15 protein-coding genes are annotated in these 18,295 nt (G+C 37.0%); 4 read left to right on the top strand and 11 right to left on the bottom strand.

The window, feature by feature from the left end; genetic code table 11:
- Positions 1–120 precede the first annotated feature (120 nt).
- Positions 121–738 carry a TetR/AcrR family transcriptional regulator gene (locus LN736_RS15335; RefSeq protein ID WP_229981912.1) on the top strand — a complete coding sequence of 206 codons (618 nt, stop codon included), beginning with the start codon at positions 121–123 and terminating at the stop codon, positions 736–738.
- Between the two features lie 191 nt (positions 739–929).
- On the opposite strand, the gene LN736_RS15330 is transcribed toward LN736_RS15335, so the two are convergent.
- The 9 genes from LN736_RS15330 to ppsA all read right to left on the bottom strand — a co-directional run bounded on the left by LN736_RS15330 (position 930) and on the right by ppsA (position 14,383).
- The gene (locus LN736_RS15330; RefSeq protein WP_229981911.1) at positions 930–1,484 is read right to left on the bottom strand and encodes an RNA 2'-phosphotransferase; all 555 of its coding nucleotides are present in this window, start codon (positions 1,482–1,484) and stop codon (positions 930–932) included.
- A 62-nt stretch (positions 1,485–1,546) separates the two neighbouring features.
- Entirely contained in the window at positions 1,547–2,365 is an 819-nt protein-coding gene (locus LN736_RS15325; RefSeq protein ID WP_229981910.1) for a nitroreductase family protein, read from the bottom strand.
- A 205-nt stretch (positions 2,366–2,570) separates the two neighbouring features.
- The gene (locus tag LN736_RS15320) at positions 2,571–3,116 is read right to left on the bottom strand and encodes a restriction endonuclease subunit S (protein WP_229981909.1); all 546 of its coding nucleotides are present in this window, start codon (positions 3,114–3,116) and stop codon (positions 2,571–2,573) included.
- A gap of 61 nt (positions 3,117–3,177) precedes the next feature.
- Positions 3,178–4,167 (bottom strand): site-specific tyrosine recombinase/integron integrase, encoded by a 990-nt coding sequence (gene xerA / locus LN736_RS15315; protein WP_229981908.1) that lies wholly within the window; start codon positions 4,165–4,167, stop codon positions 3,178–3,180.
- Between the two features lie 140 nt (positions 4,168–4,307).
- Complete coding sequence (locus tag LN736_RS15310) at positions 4,308–5,336, bottom strand: AAA family ATPase (protein WP_229981907.1); 1,029 nt, start codon at positions 5,334–5,336, stop codon at positions 4,308–4,310.
- Positions 5,337–5,607: 271 nt separating this feature from the next.
- Positions 5,608–6,837, bottom strand: coding sequence for a restriction endonuclease subunit S (locus LN736_RS15305; RefSeq protein WP_229981906.1), 1,230 nt, complete (start codon positions 6,835–6,837; stop codon positions 5,608–5,610).
- Positions 6,827–8,335, bottom strand: a complete 1,509-nt coding sequence (locus tag LN736_RS15300; RefSeq protein ID WP_150357147.1) for a type I restriction-modification system subunit M — start codon at positions 8,333–8,335, stop codon at positions 6,827–6,829. Before LN736_RS15300 ends, LN736_RS15305 begins: the two co-directional genes overlap by 11 nt.
- Before the next feature lie 18 nt (positions 8,336–8,353).
- The gene (locus tag LN736_RS15295; protein ID WP_150357148.1) at positions 8,354–11,665 is read right to left on the bottom strand and encodes a DEAD/DEAH box helicase family protein; all 3,312 of its coding nucleotides are present in this window, start codon (positions 11,663–11,665) and stop codon (positions 8,354–8,356) included.
- Positions 11,666–11,761: 96 nt separating this feature from the next.
- The gene (gene ppsA / locus LN736_RS15290; protein WP_229981905.1) at positions 11,762–14,383 is read right to left on the bottom strand and encodes a phosphoenolpyruvate synthase; all 2,622 of its coding nucleotides are present in this window, start codon (positions 14,381–14,383) and stop codon (positions 11,762–11,764) included.
- A gap of 141 nt (positions 14,384–14,524) precedes the next feature.
- On the opposite strand from ppsA, the gene LN736_RS15285 reads away from it, so the two are divergent.
- On the top strand, positions 14,525–15,109 hold the full coding sequence (locus LN736_RS15285; protein WP_190972211.1) for a TetR/AcrR family transcriptional regulator: 585 nt from the start codon (positions 14,525–14,527) through the stop codon (positions 15,107–15,109).
- 58 nt (positions 15,110–15,167) lie between these two features.
- On the opposite strand, the gene hcp is transcribed toward LN736_RS15285, so the two are convergent.
- Together hcp and LN736_RS15275 are read right to left on the bottom strand one after the other, a co-directional pair.
- On the bottom strand, positions 15,168–16,820 hold the full coding sequence (gene hcp / locus LN736_RS15280; protein WP_229981904.1) for a hydroxylamine reductase: 1,653 nt from the start codon (positions 16,818–16,820) through the stop codon (positions 15,168–15,170).
- A gap of 68 nt (positions 16,821–16,888) precedes the next feature.
- Positions 16,889–17,068 (bottom strand): YitT family protein, encoded by a 180-nt coding sequence (locus LN736_RS15275; protein ID WP_150357152.1) that lies wholly within the window; start codon positions 17,066–17,068, stop codon positions 16,889–16,891.
- Between the two features lie 158 nt (positions 17,069–17,226).
- On the opposite strand from LN736_RS15275, the gene LN736_RS15270 reads away from it, so the two are divergent.
- Positions 17,227–17,412: a ferritin family protein gene (locus LN736_RS15270; RefSeq protein ID WP_150357153.1), complete on the top strand. Its 186-nt coding sequence runs from the start codon at positions 17,227–17,229 to the stop codon at positions 17,410–17,412.
- Between the two features lie 310 nt (positions 17,413–17,722).
- Entirely contained in the window at positions 17,723–18,280 is a 558-nt protein-coding gene (locus LN736_RS15265; RefSeq protein ID WP_179977310.1) for a DUF4367 domain-containing protein, read from the top strand.
- Positions 18,281–18,295 lie beyond the last annotated feature (15 nt).

The raw sequence follows: 18,295 nt of genomic DNA, 5'->3' as shown, positions 1-18,295 counted from the left end.
CCCGTGATTTGTAGTGTACCGAAATCCCTATGGCTTAATAATAAAACAAAAATTCGCTCAAAGCCAAATATTTTCATTACGTTTTGTGCCTTGAGCTAAGCGAAAGGAATGGATATAAACATGGATAAACGAAAGAAAGGTACGCGCCGCCGAGGAGAAGTTCTGGAAGAAGCGATTCTGCATGCTGCATGGGAGGAGCTCTCTGAAACCGGCTACACTCATATGACTATGGAGAGTATCGCAACACGGGCGGGGACAAACAAATCTGTCCTTTACCGCCGCTGGCCCGATAAGTCTGAACTTGTAATTGCCGCTCTGCGTAAATATTATTTTCCTAAAATTACAAATGAGATACCGGATACCGGGAACCTGCGGGATGATGTGTATACCTATCTGCATGCCCGTGTTGAACCGTTGAAAATAATCGGCAGGGAGACCATTAGGGGACTTATTATGGAGCCAGTGATATGGCGCAGAATCATCGCATCCATACCGCAAATCATCCAGCAGAGATCACATGACAAACATAACAAGATGGAGGTGGCCATGATAATGATTTTGAAAAATGCAGAACTTCGCGGTGAAATCTGTCTTGAAAAACTGCCGCCCCGAATCATCTCACTGCCTATTGACCTTCTGCAGTATGAGCTGATTAAAAAGCTGGAACCCGTATCCGATGAAGCCATAGCGGAGATCGTAGACGGTATTTTTATACCGCTTATACATGCAATACAGTAATAGCAGAATCTTTATATATAATAAAGTAATACTCAGAATATAAATTATTGGTGTATTTGAGTTTAAAAACAGAATACCCAGAGAAGCTATAACAGTGCTCTACTTTAATTAAGCTCCCACAAATAAGGTTCAGATGGAGAAAAGTATTCCTTATAAGAAAACTCCATCTGAACCTAAAAATCACTTGATAATCATCTCTCAGTCGGCTTGATGTATTCAGCCGGCACACTATCAGTAAGCCAAATGCCATTTTCAGATAGATAGAATTTGAATCCATCTTCCGACATCTGTCCTGAAGCTATAATTAGAACAATGGGATCCCCATGCCTCTTTCCAACCTTCACAGCCGTAGAATAGTCTTTTGATAAATGTACATACTGTCTGGATTTTCTGATTAATCCCAGGGACAGTATACTTGAAAGATATTTTTTTCCTGTACCGTGATATAATACATCCGGCGGTACAATTTCCTTCAATCCCAGATCCACTTTTATGGAATGTCCCTGATTTGCCCTTATTTTCCTCTTCTCATTATCAAAGGAATACCTTTGTTTTTCATCACTGGCCACTATCTTCTCCAGCAATGCCATATCAATTTTATATCCATGGTTATTCAATCCATCCAGCAGCTCTTTCACAGACATATATCCATTTCTGTCTATCTGCCTGCCTATTATCTGTGGTTTATGTCTCAGTACAAGCGAAATGAATTTACTTAATCTGGTCTCATACTGTTTATTGTTCACATTACACACCCTCTGCACTTTTTCAAAATATGTTGGTTAAAAAAATGGGCATAATAATTTTACTACTTCCAGATTACCTCTGCCTGTTTTCTCGGAACTGTCCTAAAATATCTGACATCAGGATATCCCAGCATCATACAGGTTACAATTTCCCTTCCCTTTTTAATCTGAAGAAAATCAATAACATCCCGGCTTTCCTTTGCTGCCCTTATGAAGAAACCGCTGAAAAGAACTCCAATTCCCAGTGCCTGAGCAACAAGCTCCATATTTGACGATGCCAGTGCAGCATCTACCTGGGATGAAGCTGTTACAACCACCACTGCCGGTGCATTAAAAAATATCCTGTCATTCTCAGGATTCTGCTTATAGTCCTGGCACATTTTCATCCACATTTTTGCATATCTTCTGTACAGTCTGGCTTCAACGGTTTTACTGCCAAGGACACTATGTGCCAGCCTTTCCATACTTTCAAAGATAAGATCCTTAAGCTGCTTTAAATTGTCCTTTACAACTATGTAGGATACATCCTGTGCGTTGCTCCCCGTTTCAGTAAATCTTCCAGCTTCTATTATTTTATCAATCTTTTTCTGTTCAATTTTTTTATCTTTAAACTGCCTTATGCTTCTTCTGAATTTTATAAAATTCAACAGATTATCCGCATCCACAGAAAAATTTTTTTCACTATACTCTTTTACATCTTTCATATCGTACTCATCTATGGATACGGCTCCCTTCGGACAGACTGCAATACAGTGGCCGCATCTGATGCAGTAATTGTCATTGAGTTCTGCTCTGTTTTCATTCATTTCTATGCACCCGGGAAAACAGTCCCTGACACATTGTCCACATCCTATGCATTTTTCGGTATCTATTTTTATCATTTAAAATACATCTCCTTCAAGTCATTTTATCTGAAAGTTCAAAGTGCAAATATTAAATATAAAATTCAGCATATATTCTTTTCAAATTAATTATAAATATATAATAAACCGATCGATATATTTTAGCAAATAGTAATGACATCTCAATGCTATTTTTAATGGGGATTATTTCTATGCCAATATATGTATCATTAGTTGATTTACATTATAACCCATTTTTCAAGCTTTTCTCCATTTCAAATTTCAATTTGTCGACCTGCTTGACGAAGTCGGCAAACTGGTTTTGGAGTTTAAACTTAACTATAGGTATATTAATATTCTTTAACATTTCACTTTTTATTCCCTGAATTGTTGCTCCTCTTTTTTGACTATTAAAATATTTAGAATAAGCTTCAATAGCATTTTTTAAAAATATTAAATTATATTTAGCTGTATCAATTTCAGTTATTGCCATGATATCCTGGTTGGTACACATAGGGACAATATTTATAGATACTTTTCCTATTCCTATACGCATTCCAAATAATAATGCTCCCCTTTGTATTAATTTCGTTGCACTATTATCAATTGCTTCTTGTGTTATAAATTCTATAGCATCATTTTTACCAATAAAATCTTTACCTAATGCAACTGTAGTTATCCAAGGAATATTACCTTCAAAATATTCTGGCTTATTTCTCGTTGGTGTTCCCCCACTTTTCAAAATACAAATGTTTTTTAATTTAACAGTTTCCCAATTATAATTATTCAAAACTAAATCCCCAAACATCTCGATAAATCTCGATTTGTAAAATATATAATTAATATAAATTTTATCCAATATACTTTCTATGTGAAATCTTGACGTTATTTTGATTTACCATTGCATATTGAAGTGTGGTATCTATTTTCTGATGTCCTAAAAGGTGCTGCACCTGCTCTATGGGCATTCCCTTGTCAATAGCCCTTGTTGCAAGTGTTCTTCTGAACTTATGTGGATGTACCTTGTTGATATTGAGCTTTCTTCCCAAGGCTCTCATTCTAATTTCAACACCGCTGATATTCAGCCTGTTGTATGGCTCTATCAGTGATACAAATAATGCCTTATTACCATCAACTCTGCTGTTGAGATAATTTTGCAGATGTATTTTTGACCTTGCATCAAAATAGACTCTCCTCTGCTTGTCACCTTTCCCCTCCACAATACATTCTCTCTCGTTAAAATCTATATCATCAATATCCAATTTTACCAGTTCTCCAACACGCATTCCAGTAGAGTTCAGCAGATCAATAATTGCAAGATCACGAATCTCCTTACAATTGTCACGCATTATTTCGAGATTCTCATCTGTATATATCTCCTTTATAACCTTCCCGGTTCTTATTTTATGAATCCTCCTCACAGGGCTTTTTATAACATAATTCTCATCCTCAAGCCAGGAAAAAAATGAAGATAAAATTCTCCTGATATTGTCAATACTGACCTTGCTGCAATTGCTCCTATTATAATATTCTGCCAGGTACTGCCTGAGATCCTCCGTTGTAATATGCTTAACCGGCTTATCCAATGCTTTCAGCATATTGCCTATAGTTGATCTATAGTACTTGATGGATTTTTCCGAACATCCCTCTATCCGTTTTGCACAGATAAACATGCTGCAGTAATCTGCTTCCTGGTTTTTCAAATTCTCTTTATTGTTCTCATCTATAAAAGCTATATTCTGTAATTTTTCCATCAGAACCTTATGAAGCTCCTCCATCTGCATATTATCAAGTAAATTCATCATTTTCTGTTCAATTTCAACAGCAAGCTTTTCTACCATAATTTTCAACTCCCAGTCTTTAATATATTATGGTATATTGCCATTAACTGCATTATTATACAGCTTAGATTTTTCAATTTTAAATACCTTATCTTTTTCAAAATCGCCAAAAATCATATTTGATTCTTCTATTTGCACCATTATTTTATAGCCCTCTCAACTTCATCTTTATACAATTGAATAAAGGTATCCATTATACTGTTATTTTTTAAATCCGTAAAGCTGCTGTTATTTTCACATTTTACACCATCGTCATTTTTATATAATGAATAATACATGATTTCATCATTTTCAGAACGCTTAACTTCAAAATATTTTGCAAAAATATAATTATGCGTGGTGAGGAAAATTTGAACGCCATTTTTCTGCAGTTCAATTAATACTTCCACTAAATCCGGAATAAATTTAGGATTTATATTGGCTTCGGGTTCATCCCATAAGAGAACGCTATTTTCCGTTATATTTTCATTCATCAGAAGCTGCCATAACAATCCTATTTTCTTTAATCCCTCTGCTTCAACTGCAAAATTAACTATATCTCCATTATTTTTTTTCACATAAAATTCCTCGTTTTCAATGACAACCTTGCCGCCCATCATCTTTTCAAGAATCGGCAGTATCTTTAATGCAATCTTGGGAGGTTCTTTTAGCTGCCATTGAGCTGCTATTTTTACAATATCAATCAATGTTTTATCAAATGGAAATTCATGAAATTTATCAGCCATTGATACAAGACCTTTTGAATGGGTAAGCATGTCTTTTGCCGGAATAAATACACAATTAATTTCTTTAGATGGATATGATATCTCATATGAACATTCGTGGTCACTTCCAGACGTTGAAATTCTGCCATTAATATTAGAATTCAATTTCCCCATTAAATAATGTTTATCTGATTTATTGCTGACATTTGAAGCTTTTACTCCCAAAAACAACGGTTTAAGCTGTTTAACAAAAAAATCATCATTAACATTAGCAGACTTAAAATATTTTGAAATATCATCTATATTTTTACTTTTGGAAATTTGAGTATCTGCGTAAATTGCTTTAAGTAATTGTGTTTTACCCGTCCCGTTTTCCCCTGTTATTATATTTATACCTTCCGAAAAATTAACTTTAAAATTTTTGAAAACAGTAAAATTTCTCAATTCTATACTTTCAATACCCACAATTATATCTCTCCTTATCACCCCGTAAGGTATTCATCTCTTTTTATATTATACCCCATAATTTACCTGTTTAAAATCAAGTGATTCTTAAGTTAAGATGGAGTTTGCTCCTATAGGGGCAGAACTTATCCAAACGCGTAACAATGCTTATCTCCCATCTCCCACTTTTTAGGAAGTTGGTAGTATTAGCAATGGCAGCGTTCGGATAAACAAAACCCTTATACAAAGTCTTTAATTTGAATATCACAATAAAAAAGTCAACTATCACCTACTACTTGTCCATTTTTAATTGTGAATTAAATTCAAGTTCTCCATTAAAGGCCTTTTGCATCAAAGAATTAAAATTGTCCTCCAATTTTTTTAAGGTCTTCTCCATTTCAAATTTCAATTTGTCGACGTGTTTGACAAAATCGGCAAATTGGTTTTGGAACTGTAAATTTGGCATTATTATCTCTAAACCTTTTATCATTGAAAGATTTAGATTTTTTTGTCTTACACCTCTTTGCTGACTTTTATAAAAATCTTTTCCAATCTGAATACAATAATATGAATAAATTGTATTTACTAATCTCGGATCCAATTTAGCATAGGCAATTGCTTGATTACAGCTACACTCAATCATATTAATTGTAGACTTTAGAGCTGCTGTATCGTACATTCCTAGTAGTAAACTTCCTTTTTCAATAATTTTTGCTGAAGACTCTTTTATGGCTAATTTAGTTATCATTTCTGCACTATTGAAACAATAAATACTATTTAACTCTCCTGATGATAGCCAAGGAATATTTCCATTATAATACTTACTTTCAGAACGTAAAGGTGTGCCTCCTGTTTTCCAATCTCCTAGATTTTCTAATTTTACTTTAGGCAATTTCATTGGATTTTTTACAGGATTCCCAAACATCTCGATAAATCTCGATTTGACTAATTCATCCAGAAGCTTGACGGCTTCTTTTTTCTTTTTCAAAGCATCTTCAGCTTTTTCCAGCATCTGGACTATTTTCTTTTGAATTTCTAAAGGTGGTAACAACATATTAAAGTTTATAAACTCCTTAGAAATGCCCCCTACTGTTGCTCCTCTGAAATTATTTAAAATTTTCCGCTGCCCTAAATTACTTCTTAAATAATATGCCAAAAATTTTCCACATATATCTTTATTAGTTCTTAATAAAAATACATGTTCATTTATACATGCCTCCTGTAAAATAAAATCAGTATCAACAAATGCAACCTTGCCAGTTGTTGCACCATCTTTAACTACTAGTATATCACCTTCTTTTATTATTCCTGATTTCATTTTTTCATAAAAATCTCTAGGCACATATTTAAGTTTATCAGATTTTATATTAAATTCTCCAAAATTATTTATATGTTCTCCACCTAAACTAGGTACTCCATTACTTACAGCCCCACCTTTAGGCCTTTTACCAGATTCTAATGTTATTATATAATCTTCAAGGTTTATTTTTTTCCACGTTTCAGGCAGTTTCCTATTCTTCATGCTGCTTCACCATTCCCTTTAACTCGGCCACATCCTTCAGTATTCCTTTTTCCAGAGTTTCAATTTTCTCCAGTATCACCTGGGGCTCTTCATATTTTACCTCTTCGTATTCCACTTCTTTGTACCTGTTTATGGAAAGATCGTAGTCATTGTCTGCAATTTCTTCTTTCTTCACCCAGAACCACCTGTCATCTTTGTCCGGTTCAATGGTCCTGTGTGCTTTTACTTTTTTCCAGCTTTTTATGATATCCGGTATATCGCTGTCATCTATAGGATTTCTCTTATCATCCAGTGAAAAGCCGTCTGCTGTCATGTCGTAGAACCACACCCTGTACGTCTCGCCGCCCTTTGTGAACATGAGCACAGCTGTGGAAACTCCTGCATAGGGTTTGAATACTCCCGAAGGCATGGATATAACTCCTTCCAGTGCATTGTTTTCTACCAGATTTTTTCTGATTTCCCTGTGGGCCCTGGTTGAGCCGAACAGCACTCCGTCCGGCACTATCACCGCACACCTGCCTCCCAGATCCAGTATTCTGTTTATGAGCCTTATAAACAGAAGTTCCGTCTTTGTGGTGCCTGCGCCTTTGGCCAGCGACTTGCTTATATCACCCTTGTCTATACTGCCTTTAAAAGGAGGATTTGCCAGAACCAGCGTATACTTGTTCTCCTCTTCATATCTCTTGGACAAGCTGTCGCTCTGCACTACATTGGGGTTCTCTATACTGTGAAGCATCAGGTTCATGGAAGCTATTCGCACCATGGAGGGATCAAAATCAAAGCCGTAAAACATGGAAGTCCTGAAATGTTCCCAGTCTCCGCTTTCCATCATGTCGCCAATTCTCCTGTGGACAATCCCCTCTTCATCTGTGAAAACACTTTCCGGTCTTGTGTATTTCTCCAGTATGTATTCCAGGGAGCCTACCAGAAATCCAGCTGTCCCGCAGGCCGGATCACATATTTTGTCTTCTGCCGTAGGATCCATTAACTCCACCATCATCCTTATGATATGCCTTGGCGTCCTGAACTGGCCGTTCACGCCTGATACAGAAAGCTTGGACAGCAGATATTCGTAGAGATCCCCCTTGGTATCCGTATCTTCCATATTTATTCCATCTATGATTCTCACGGACTCCTGAAGCAGAGAGGGCTTGGGTATCATGAACACCGCATCCTTCATCTCCGCAGTAAAGCTGGAGTCCTTGCCTCCCATATTTTTTATGAAAGGAAACACTTTCTGTGACACCACATCAAACATTTCATTTACATCCAGGCGCTTGAATCTGCTCCACTTCATCAGCTCCTCCGGGAATACCGAAGTATGGGGCTTATTAAGCCTGTTGTCCATTTTTTCATTTGTATTGTCAATATCGTCCAGTCTCTTTATAAACAAGAGATAGGATATCTGCTCTATTACAGTCAGGGGATTGGATATGCCCCCGGACCAGAAATTATTCCATAGTTTATCAATTTTACTCTTTATCTCACTGTTTAACATGTATCTTGTCCCTTCCTGTTAAGAAATATATGATGCCCTGAAAGGCTCAATCAATTCATTAAATACCTGGTCGGTCATTTTACCGAATATACCCTCTACACCATTTTGATTGAAATTGGTATAGGGTTCTGCAAATAGTGCTGCAATGGATATCCCGCGGTGCTTGGCAATATCATTTTTTATTATCTCCAAGGTTTTTATCTGTGTGGAATTCATTTTGCTGTGGTGCTTCTGGATAAAATCTTCAAATCTTCTATTCAGTTCTGCTTCATCCACTCCCACAAATTTTCTTATTATGCCAATTATATCTTCACTGTCAATATCCGTTTTGCCGGATAGTTCATCAATACTGTACACAAAATCATCGCTGAATATGGAATATATGCTCTGCATTTCCTCCTCTGACAATTTCTCGCCCTTTCTGATCTTGTGAATTACAATTTGATCCTTAAGCTTATTTTCTATGGCAAGCTTTACCCTCTTATGATAAGGCTCCATATTGCCTCTGTAAAGCACTGAACCGCCGCTGATTTCCCTGGTCACCTGGCCTGTATCTTTTACATCCAGCACTACAAAGTTGCTTGGCCTGCCGCCTTGATATTTCACAAGATCCCTCACATCCAGCCTTATTTTTTCCAGCCTTTCATAGCTTAAATCCTTCCAGCCGGAAGGCTGCAGCAGTGATTTTACAAGCTCCCTCCTGCCCTCGAACTGATTAAGATTCAATTTCAGCTTTGAAAGTTTTTTTATAGTGCTGTTTATCCCTTCTATGAGATTTTCCCTGTTATTGGAAAGCTTGTGGAACATAATTCTGTAGATTGAGTTGTCAAATCTCACTGCCTCAGAATCATCACTGCTCTCTATCCATTTGGTCAGCGGTGCAATTTCCAGCTTCAGCTTTTTGATAAAATCCTCGCTTAAATTGTTCCAGTACTCTTTCTTTTTCACCTGTTCTATCTTTTTTCTGTTCTTTTTAATTTCTATACTGTCCTTTGGCAGCTGTTCCATATCTGCCTTTAATTTGGCTGCAAAGACAGTGCATATATCCATCTTCCTGATCTCCCTGAATTTTTCCAAAAGCCTGCACATAATTTCAAACCTCACCTGAATGGAAGTTTTCTGGAGCTTTGGCTCATATCCTTTTACGTGCATTTCAAAAAATTCAAAGTTCTTGTAACAGTCAAAAATGGCAAATTCTCTTTTATCCTGTCCTTCTCCAAAAAGATTTTCACACCTTCTGGTTCCCCTGCCTATCATCTGCCAGAACTTTACCTTAGAATAAACAGGCTTTGCAAAAACCAGATTGACAATTTCAGGTACATCTATGCCCGTATCAAGGAGATCCACGGATATGGCCACCCTTGGAAAATCTTCATTCTTGAATTTTTCGATCAAAATGGATTTATCCTTTATGTCGGAATAAATTACTGCCGCAAGTTTGCCCTTGTACTGCGGATATAGTTCATTGAACAGTGAATCCAGAAGATTGGCATGTTTCTTGTTTTTGGCAAATACTATGGTCTTTCCTATATAATCCCCCACCTTTATGCCCTGCTCCATCAGAGTTCTCAGTATATATCTGTTGGTATCCTTGTTGGTGATTTTTTTCTCCAGTTCCTTCTTGTCATAGTTTATTTCGTCACCGTCATAACCTTCTTCCTCTATCTGCTGCCTCTGCTCTTCCGTCATTTCACTATACTTTATGCCCTTCCTCAAAAAATCCGTAGTGGCATCTATTACCCTGGGCTCGATTAAATAGGGCGGTACATGGTTCCAGGCCTCCTCAATTGGAAAATTAAATGTAGGATCTCCATTGTCGCAGCTGAACAGGCTGAAGGTATTCCTCTCGATAAAATCCACCGGCGTAGCTGTAAGTCCTATTATATGCGAATCAAAATATTCCAGAATATCCCTGTAAACCTTGTAGACGCTTCTGTGGGATTCGTCGCATATTACAAGATCAAAAAAACCCACACTGAACTGTCTGTAGTAATTTATCATGGTCTGGTAAGTTGAAAAATACAAGGTGGCTTCCCTGTTGTCAGAATTTTTCCCGGTAAATCTGCAGGATATTTCTTCAGGCATGAAAGTTTTAAAACTGTTTTTGTCCTCTTGGGCCTGTTTCACAAGCTCGTCCCTGTCTGCCAGAAACAAAACCCTCTCAGCCCATTTTGCCTCCATAAGCCCCTTGGTCAGGGCAATTACCGTCCTGGTCTTTCCAGTACCCGTGGCCATCACCAGAAGAGCTTTTCTCCTTCCGCTCTGGTACCTTTCATAAACTCTCTTGATACCTTCTATTTGATAGGGTCTCCCGGCTATGTTCTTATCTATCTGAATTTTATTCAAGTCTTTACTGTACTTATGCCTGAAAAACAGCTTTTCCAAATCCTCAAGAGTATAAAATCCCCAGATTTGTCTTGGCTCACTGTACTTGTCATCCCATATGTATATCTCATATCCATTGGTATAGAAAACTATAGGACGTACCTTGTATATCCTCTCAATGCTGTCTGCATATTCCATGGCCTGCTGTCTTCCAATTATGGAATCCGCGGAAGTTTTTTTGGCCTCCACCACTGCAAGAGGCTTGTCTACTTTATTGAAAAGCACATAATCCGCATAACCTGTTTTTCCTTTCCCCTTATGATCCTTTAAAGGAAGTTCAATTTTCACCGAATCATTGTTTCCTACATTCCAGCCTGCATCCTTCAGCATTATGTCAATAAGCTTCTTTCTTGTATGAGCTTCATTGAAATCCAGAGTACTTTCAATTTCCTTCTGCATTTTTTTATCCTTCTCAGTTTGAATCAATTCAGCCGTCTGTTTCTTTACAGTTGCTAGCTCCCTGGTATGTTCTTCTTTTATTTTTTCTTTTTCTTCGGCATAGGCTTCTACATCATAAACCCTATTGCCAGCCGGTGCAGGTTTCGGTATTCTGTAGGTCAGGGGCCTGATCGACATATCCTTTGTAACCCTGATATAAAACCAGGCAGATATCTTGTACATGGAAACCAGGCACTCCAATGCATCCCTTTTGTTTTCATATCCGGCATGACTTGCTCTATTCCCGAACCTTCTCACTATATCAAACAAATCCGGAACGGCCTTGTTTATATTTGTAGTCCTCAAAAGTCTGATCTTGTCATTTTGTGTGGCAAATTTTCCTGCATTTACCTTGTACATTGCCAATATATAATCAATTATCTTTTCCCCGAACATACGCATCTTCAGCATTGTGGCATTGCTATCCACATGAAAATAGCTTTCCGCCTGAACCCCAAGTTTGGCCAACACAGGCCATCTCTTATTCAAGAATAAAAAATTAGACATATATCCCATCCCCTCAGTTTGTGGCTTAACAACTTATCCAGTTTATTTGTATACATTTAAATTATATACTAAAAATTTCTTTTTTTCATCCCTTTACTACAACAGCTCCACGTAGCCTTCAGTCCCATTTATCCGAACCTGCTGTCCGTCCCGGATCAATTTTGTGGCATTTTCCACTCCTACAACTCCCGGGAGACCATATTCTCTTGCAACAACTGCACCGTGCGTGGTAAAACCTCCGACTTCGGTAACCAATCCCTTTATTGTGGCAAAAAGTGGAGTCCAGCTTGGATCAGTAAACCTGGTAACCAAAATATCCCCTTCCTCCAGTTCAGCCTCTTCCACGGATAAGACGATTCGAGCACATCCTTCCACAACACCGGAGGATACTGGAATACCTGTTAAAGCCCCTGCAGGAAATTTTTCTGTGGAGAAATCCGAATATGGAACAAAACCGTCGGAAGTAATCACACGGGGTGGAGTAAGATTTTTAAAATGGACATAGTCTTCTTTTCGCTTCTCAATTATGGAGTAATCCACCCTATCTGTTTCAATTGCCCTGTATAACTCGTCAAAATAAAGATAAAAAATATCTTGGGTGCCATGCAGAATACCTTTTTGAACCAGCCTGTTCGCTTCCTTTCGCAGTGCCTTTTTATAAATTTGATAACGGCGTACGATGCAGTATTTGGGATATTCACGATATCCAATAAAATTACGAAGCAAATGGATGTCTTTTTTCATCTTTTTTACTTTTCTTTTGCCAGCCGGCAATTGCAGCAGACTACACAGTATTTCTTCTTCTTTTTTCTTCACTTCCATCCTGCCATTTATAAATCTGGTTTTGTGTTCACCGGGCTTTAGAATCCTAACATTGCTCAGCAGCATAGGCAATAATTGTGCAGGGTTTTCTTCAAAACGGGGTTTGGTAATATCAATCTCACCGGGACAGCGCATTCCGTATTTCGCAAGGAAATTTTTAAATGCCTTCTCCACTTCTTCTCCTCCAGCAAACACTTTCATTTTTTCAAAAAAATCTTTATCCTCCGAATTTTTAGACAGGTATTCCAATACTTGAGGATACTTCCGGATTGTGTCGGCCAAATCACATAATGCCATACCCATCTCAGTGGTCACATTATTTTCCAGGGATTTGGAGAGTAAATCTGCCGCATTTTTCTCTCCAAGCCAATTTTCAACATTTTTATTTATGGAATCATTGACTAAAATGGCCGCAATGATTGCACCTAACATTTTGGGGTGATATGCCATTGCCAGCAGTGAATCCCTGTCATTCTTTATAAAATCCAGGGCTGCTTTTCCAGAAAGCTTTGACAGCTTACCCTCAATTTCGTTGAGCTCAGAATCAAATTTTCCGGTTAATTCATGGATGATCTCCGGATCATTTTTCCAATGGATTTTGATTGCTGCTAAAATGGAAGATGGAGTAAAAATTCCTCCTTTCACATTCCTTTTGCCTTTCGGCAGAGATTTCATAAAGTCTTTTTGATCCAGAAGCTGCTTGATAGCACCCTGTATCAGTAAATCCTGCTTTCCTGTTGCCATAACCAGCCGCTTGCGCCCCAAGGCTGAAGACAGATCATGGGTAATGTCTGCATAAAGCCTGCCCCCTGCTCTTGTCAGTGAAATATCCGAGATCATTTGAAAAAATGACATGCCAAGCGGGTGTATTGCATCCGTCATCATCTGAATGTGTCCAATGGACATATACACCCTGGGCTTTTTGACATTTGGAGATTCCGGAATCGGAAACAAAGTTGTGATGGCCCGGCTTTGAACCATATAAAACTCATTTTGGTAAAAGCACCATTCAATATCCTGGGGGCATCCGAAATAGGATTCTATTCTCCGCCCAATGCGGGCCAGCTGCAAAATCAGATCATCGGGCAATACCTGTTTTTTCTGCCTGTCTGCATCAACCAACTTTTTCTGTATACCTCCGCTTTCTGCAGAAAGAATCTCCATATTTTGTACGCCGATTCTCTTCGAAATAATCCTCCCGTCTTGTATTTTATAAATATCCGGATTTGTAAGACCGGATACCATGGCTTCGCCAAGTCCAAACCCCGCGTCGATAGAAAGGGTCCTTCGATCAGAAGTCACCGGATCCGCGGTAAATAAAATTCCGGAAGCCTCAGAAAAGATCATTCTTTGAACAACAACGGAAAGAGAAACCTCCCGGTGCCGGAAACCGTTCTCCACTCGATATATTACCGCACGATCTGTAAAAAGGGAGGCCCAGCACTTTATTACGTGCCGCAGAATTTCTTTTCTTCCCCTGATATTCAGATAGGTATCCTGCTGTCCGGCAAAAGAAGCATTGGGCAGATCCTCCGCTGTTGCGCTGGATCGTATCGCAAAAGATGACCTGTCATCATAATTGGACAGTTCTTTCACAATGGCGGATTCAATATCCCGTGGCAGTTGAATACTTTCGATTTCAGCTCGTATCTTTTCGCTGATTTCTGAAATCTGTTTCCCATCAGTTGACTTCAGCTCTTCCAGATTTTCCAGCAGAGATTCAATTTTAAAATTATTGGCCAGAGATTCCCGAAAAGCAGTAGTGGTGATACAAAAGCCTTCCGGTACCCGAATTCCGGGAATTTTTGACAGCATCCCCAAATTTAATCCTTTACCCCCAACCTTCATCAAATCCATTTTATCTATATGAGAAAATCCAATAATATACAAATTCATTTTTCATACCTCCATACAAAGTTTTGAAATATTTATTGTTATATTTCATAATATACTTGGTTATTATGATTGTCAATATATTTTGAAATTCTGTTTATTATATTTCAAAACAATGGTATAATAATACTGGGTGATATTATTGTGAATGGTTATGAGAAAAGAACAAAACAAAAGAAAGATTCCATTCTTGAAATTGCTACCAAGCTTTTTATCGAGCGGGGCATAACAAATGTCAGCATCAGTGAGATTTCCACAAAAGCAGGTGTTTCACAGGTGTCAATTTATAATTATTTTGGAGATAAAAACAATCTGGCAAGAGAAGCCTTTATTTCCTATATAAAACAGGTAGTGCGAGAATATGAGGAGCTGTTGGACAGGGACATTCCCTTTTCTGAAAAGATAGAACAAATAATGTGTAAAAAGCATAACGCCATTTTGGAATTAAGTCATTCTGACTTTAGCCAGCAAGCCATGGAGGATAAGGCATTCCGACAGCTTTATAAAGAAGCAGCTTCAATTCAGGCACAATCTGTCTATGGAAAGTTTATACAAGTCGGGAAGAAAGCTGGAGCAATTGATCCATCTCTTTCAGATGATGCACTGCTTACATTTCTTCTTTCATCTGCATCCATCATGCACCAACCTGATTACTATAAAAAAAGTATAAAATATAAAGAAAATATTTTGAATTTATTTCTATACGGACTGCTTGGAAAACATCACTGACTTCATGATATTTCAATTTTAACACAGGAAGCATTGTTTTCATGTAAATCTCAAAATTCTATTTTGCCTGCTTTAGCGAAGTACTTAAATCATCCTCCGGAGTACTTATGGGTCTGATATCAAAAGTATCCACCAGATACTGCAGCACATTTGGGGATATGAATGCCGGCAGACTTGGGCCTAAGTATATGCCTTTTATTCCCAGAGACAAAAGTGCCAGTAAATCAGCTACAGCTTTTTGTTCATACCAGGAAAGTACAATGGTAAGAGGCAGACTGTTCACATCTGTTTCAAAAGCATCTGCAAGTCCGGTGGCTATCCTCACTGCCGAATAAGCATCATTGCACTGCCCTACATCCAGCAGTCTTGGCAGTCCGGACACTGTTCCAAAGTCTAATTTATTGAATCTGTATTTACCACAGGCCAGGGTGAGAATTATACAGTCTTTGGGTACCATTTTGGCAAAATCGGTATAATAACTTCTTCCAGGTCTTGCTCCATCGCATCCCCCTATCAGAAAGAAATGCCGTATCTCTCCTTTCTTAACTGCACCTACTATATCTTCAGCATGGGACAATGCTGCATGATGCCCAAAGCCCACCAGTATCTGTTTTTCATCTTCATCTTTTTTAAATCCTCCCAGTTCCAGTGCCTTATCTATTATCTCACTAAAATCCTTGGTTCCGTCTTTCAAAACCGGTATATGCTTTACTCCATCCCAGCCTACAACACCTGTTGAAAATATCCTGTCCTTGTAAGTTTCTCTTGGCCTCATCATACAATTTGTAGTCATTAAAATACATCCTGGAATTCCATCAAATTCTTTTTGCTGATTTTGCCACGCAGATCCAAAATTTCCAACCAGATGTTTGTATTTTTTCAGTTCCGGATAACCATTTGCCGGCAGCATTTCTCCATGGGTGTAAATATTAATTCCCTTGCCCTCCGTCTGTTTGAGGAGCATTTCCAGATCCTTTAAATCATGTCCGGACACTATGATAAATGGACCTTTTTTGATATTGACATTCACTTTATGAGGTGAAGGATCTTTATAAATGGAAGTATTGGCTTCATCCAGAGTCTTCATTACCTGTACAGCCATATCCCCAACTCTCATGGTCATGCGTATCATATCTTCAAGAGTTAAATTGTCATTTGTGGTAGCTTCCAGTCCTAAAAAATAAATATTGTCAACCTGTTCATTACTGTATCCCAGAAATCTTGCCTGATGTCCATAGGCACTTATGCCCTTCAATCCATACAATATAGTGGATCTCAATGAACGAATATCCGCATCAAGATTCTGATCATACATAATGCCTGCCTTCACCGAATCCTTCAGCATCATTTCCCTAGTATCACTCAGGTTATATGCGGCCGCATCCGGATACTGCCCTTCCGGTGCCTGAGCTCTTAAAGACTCCTTCACTTTTTGTGACTTTTTTAATAACCTTACATGGACTTCAGCATCAAAATTAACATTTGTCAATGTTGTAAACAGAGCATTTTCAACAAATTTCACTATCTCCTTGTCAACAGACTTTCCCCGTTCAATAAGGGGTTTCGCATAACTGGAGATTCCCTTCAGCTGATATATCAATAAATCCTGTAAATTTGCAATTTCCGGTGTTTTTCCGCAGACACCGCTTTTTGTGCACCCTTTACCTCCGGCTGTCTGCTCACACTGGTAACAGAACATGGAATTTTCCATATATACCTCTCCTTTACACTGATATTCCTTTTTCACTTTCTATTTTAACTTTATCCTTGCAAAACTATTCATATTTGACAACAAGATATTTGAAAGATTTTTTGTGCCAGTAAGGATATACCTACAATTCCGCCGCTGGCTATCTGATTGGGTTTTAAAAATAAATTAAATCCCAAAGCTGTTATTATATATCCAATTATCACCTGTATACACTGAATTAAATAATCATACTTATAATCTTTAATCATTTATCTAACTCTCCTCATCTTGTTTTTACATACATACTTGAAAATAGTTCGATTAGGATTATATCATTAAACACGAATAACAAGAATACTTACATCAAAATTTCAAATGAATAAAATCTTTTATATTACAGAATATATAAAGAGAAAGGAAGGGTAAAATGAATCTGACAACAGAAGACATATTAAAGAAAAAGCTCCTGGATGAACAGCAAAATGTAAGAGACTACCAGCAATACTCAGATAGAATAGACAATAAAGAGATCAATGAAATATTCAAAAGTTTTGCAGAAAAATCAGCTTATCATGCACAGACCCTGCAGAATTTATTAAAAAAAATCGAGTAGGAGGAAAATAATTATTTTATTTTCCTCTTCTAAATTTACCCCTTAAAGTCATGTATAAAGTAACCAATTAATAATAAATTTGCTAACTTACATTACTTCTCCCTCCTACTTTCTAGTTATAAATTAAAAGATATCATTAAAATGTTATTCTTTTTTCGACATATTTTGATATATAGCCTATGTTATAATAGAAGTAAAAAATAATTAACAAAATCTTTCAAACATACTAATTTAATAAATACTATAACTTATTAAATTCTACAATATTAATATTAAAATATATACCATTATAGGATAGGAATGAGATTTTATGAACAAATTAAAGTATAAAAAAATAATTCTCGCAGTCACATTAATATCCGTTATGTTAATAGTAACATCTGTATTTGCATTTAATAATATAAAAGAATCAAAAAATACTAACGATTCAACCTCATCAAATAAAACTATATCATCAAAGAATTTTAATAGCCGATTAACAGATTTTAAAACTGAAGATGAAATTAATAAAAACATAAAGGTTAAAATTAAGGAACCTAAATATAAGCATGCAAATATGAAACAAATAAATGTACAAGGTCAAAGACAAAATAACAGCTTAGGTTCATTTGATTTAATTGTGATGACATATAAAGGAGATGATGAAAAATATATCAGAATACAAGAAGCTCAAGATACAGGAAAACCAGAAGATTTATTAACTAACTCAAAGAAAATATCCATTAATGATACCGAAGCATGGGTTTACGGTGATGAAAAGGGTGACAATTATAAGCAAATTATGTTTTGGAAAAATGGAACATACTATAATGTTGCATCAGATATAGAACTAAATGAATTAATAAAAGTAGCAGAATCAATAGAATAATAAAAAATAATATAT

Origin of the sequence: Clostridium aromativorans, from assembly GCF_020908015.1 — a bacterium.
In the GTDB taxonomy this organism is placed as follows: Bacteria; Bacillota; Clostridia; order Clostridiales; family Clostridiaceae; genus Clostridium_B; species Clostridium_B aromativorans.
Note: the sequence above shows the minus strand (reverse complement) of the source record. Positions and strands in the feature narration are given on the sequence as shown.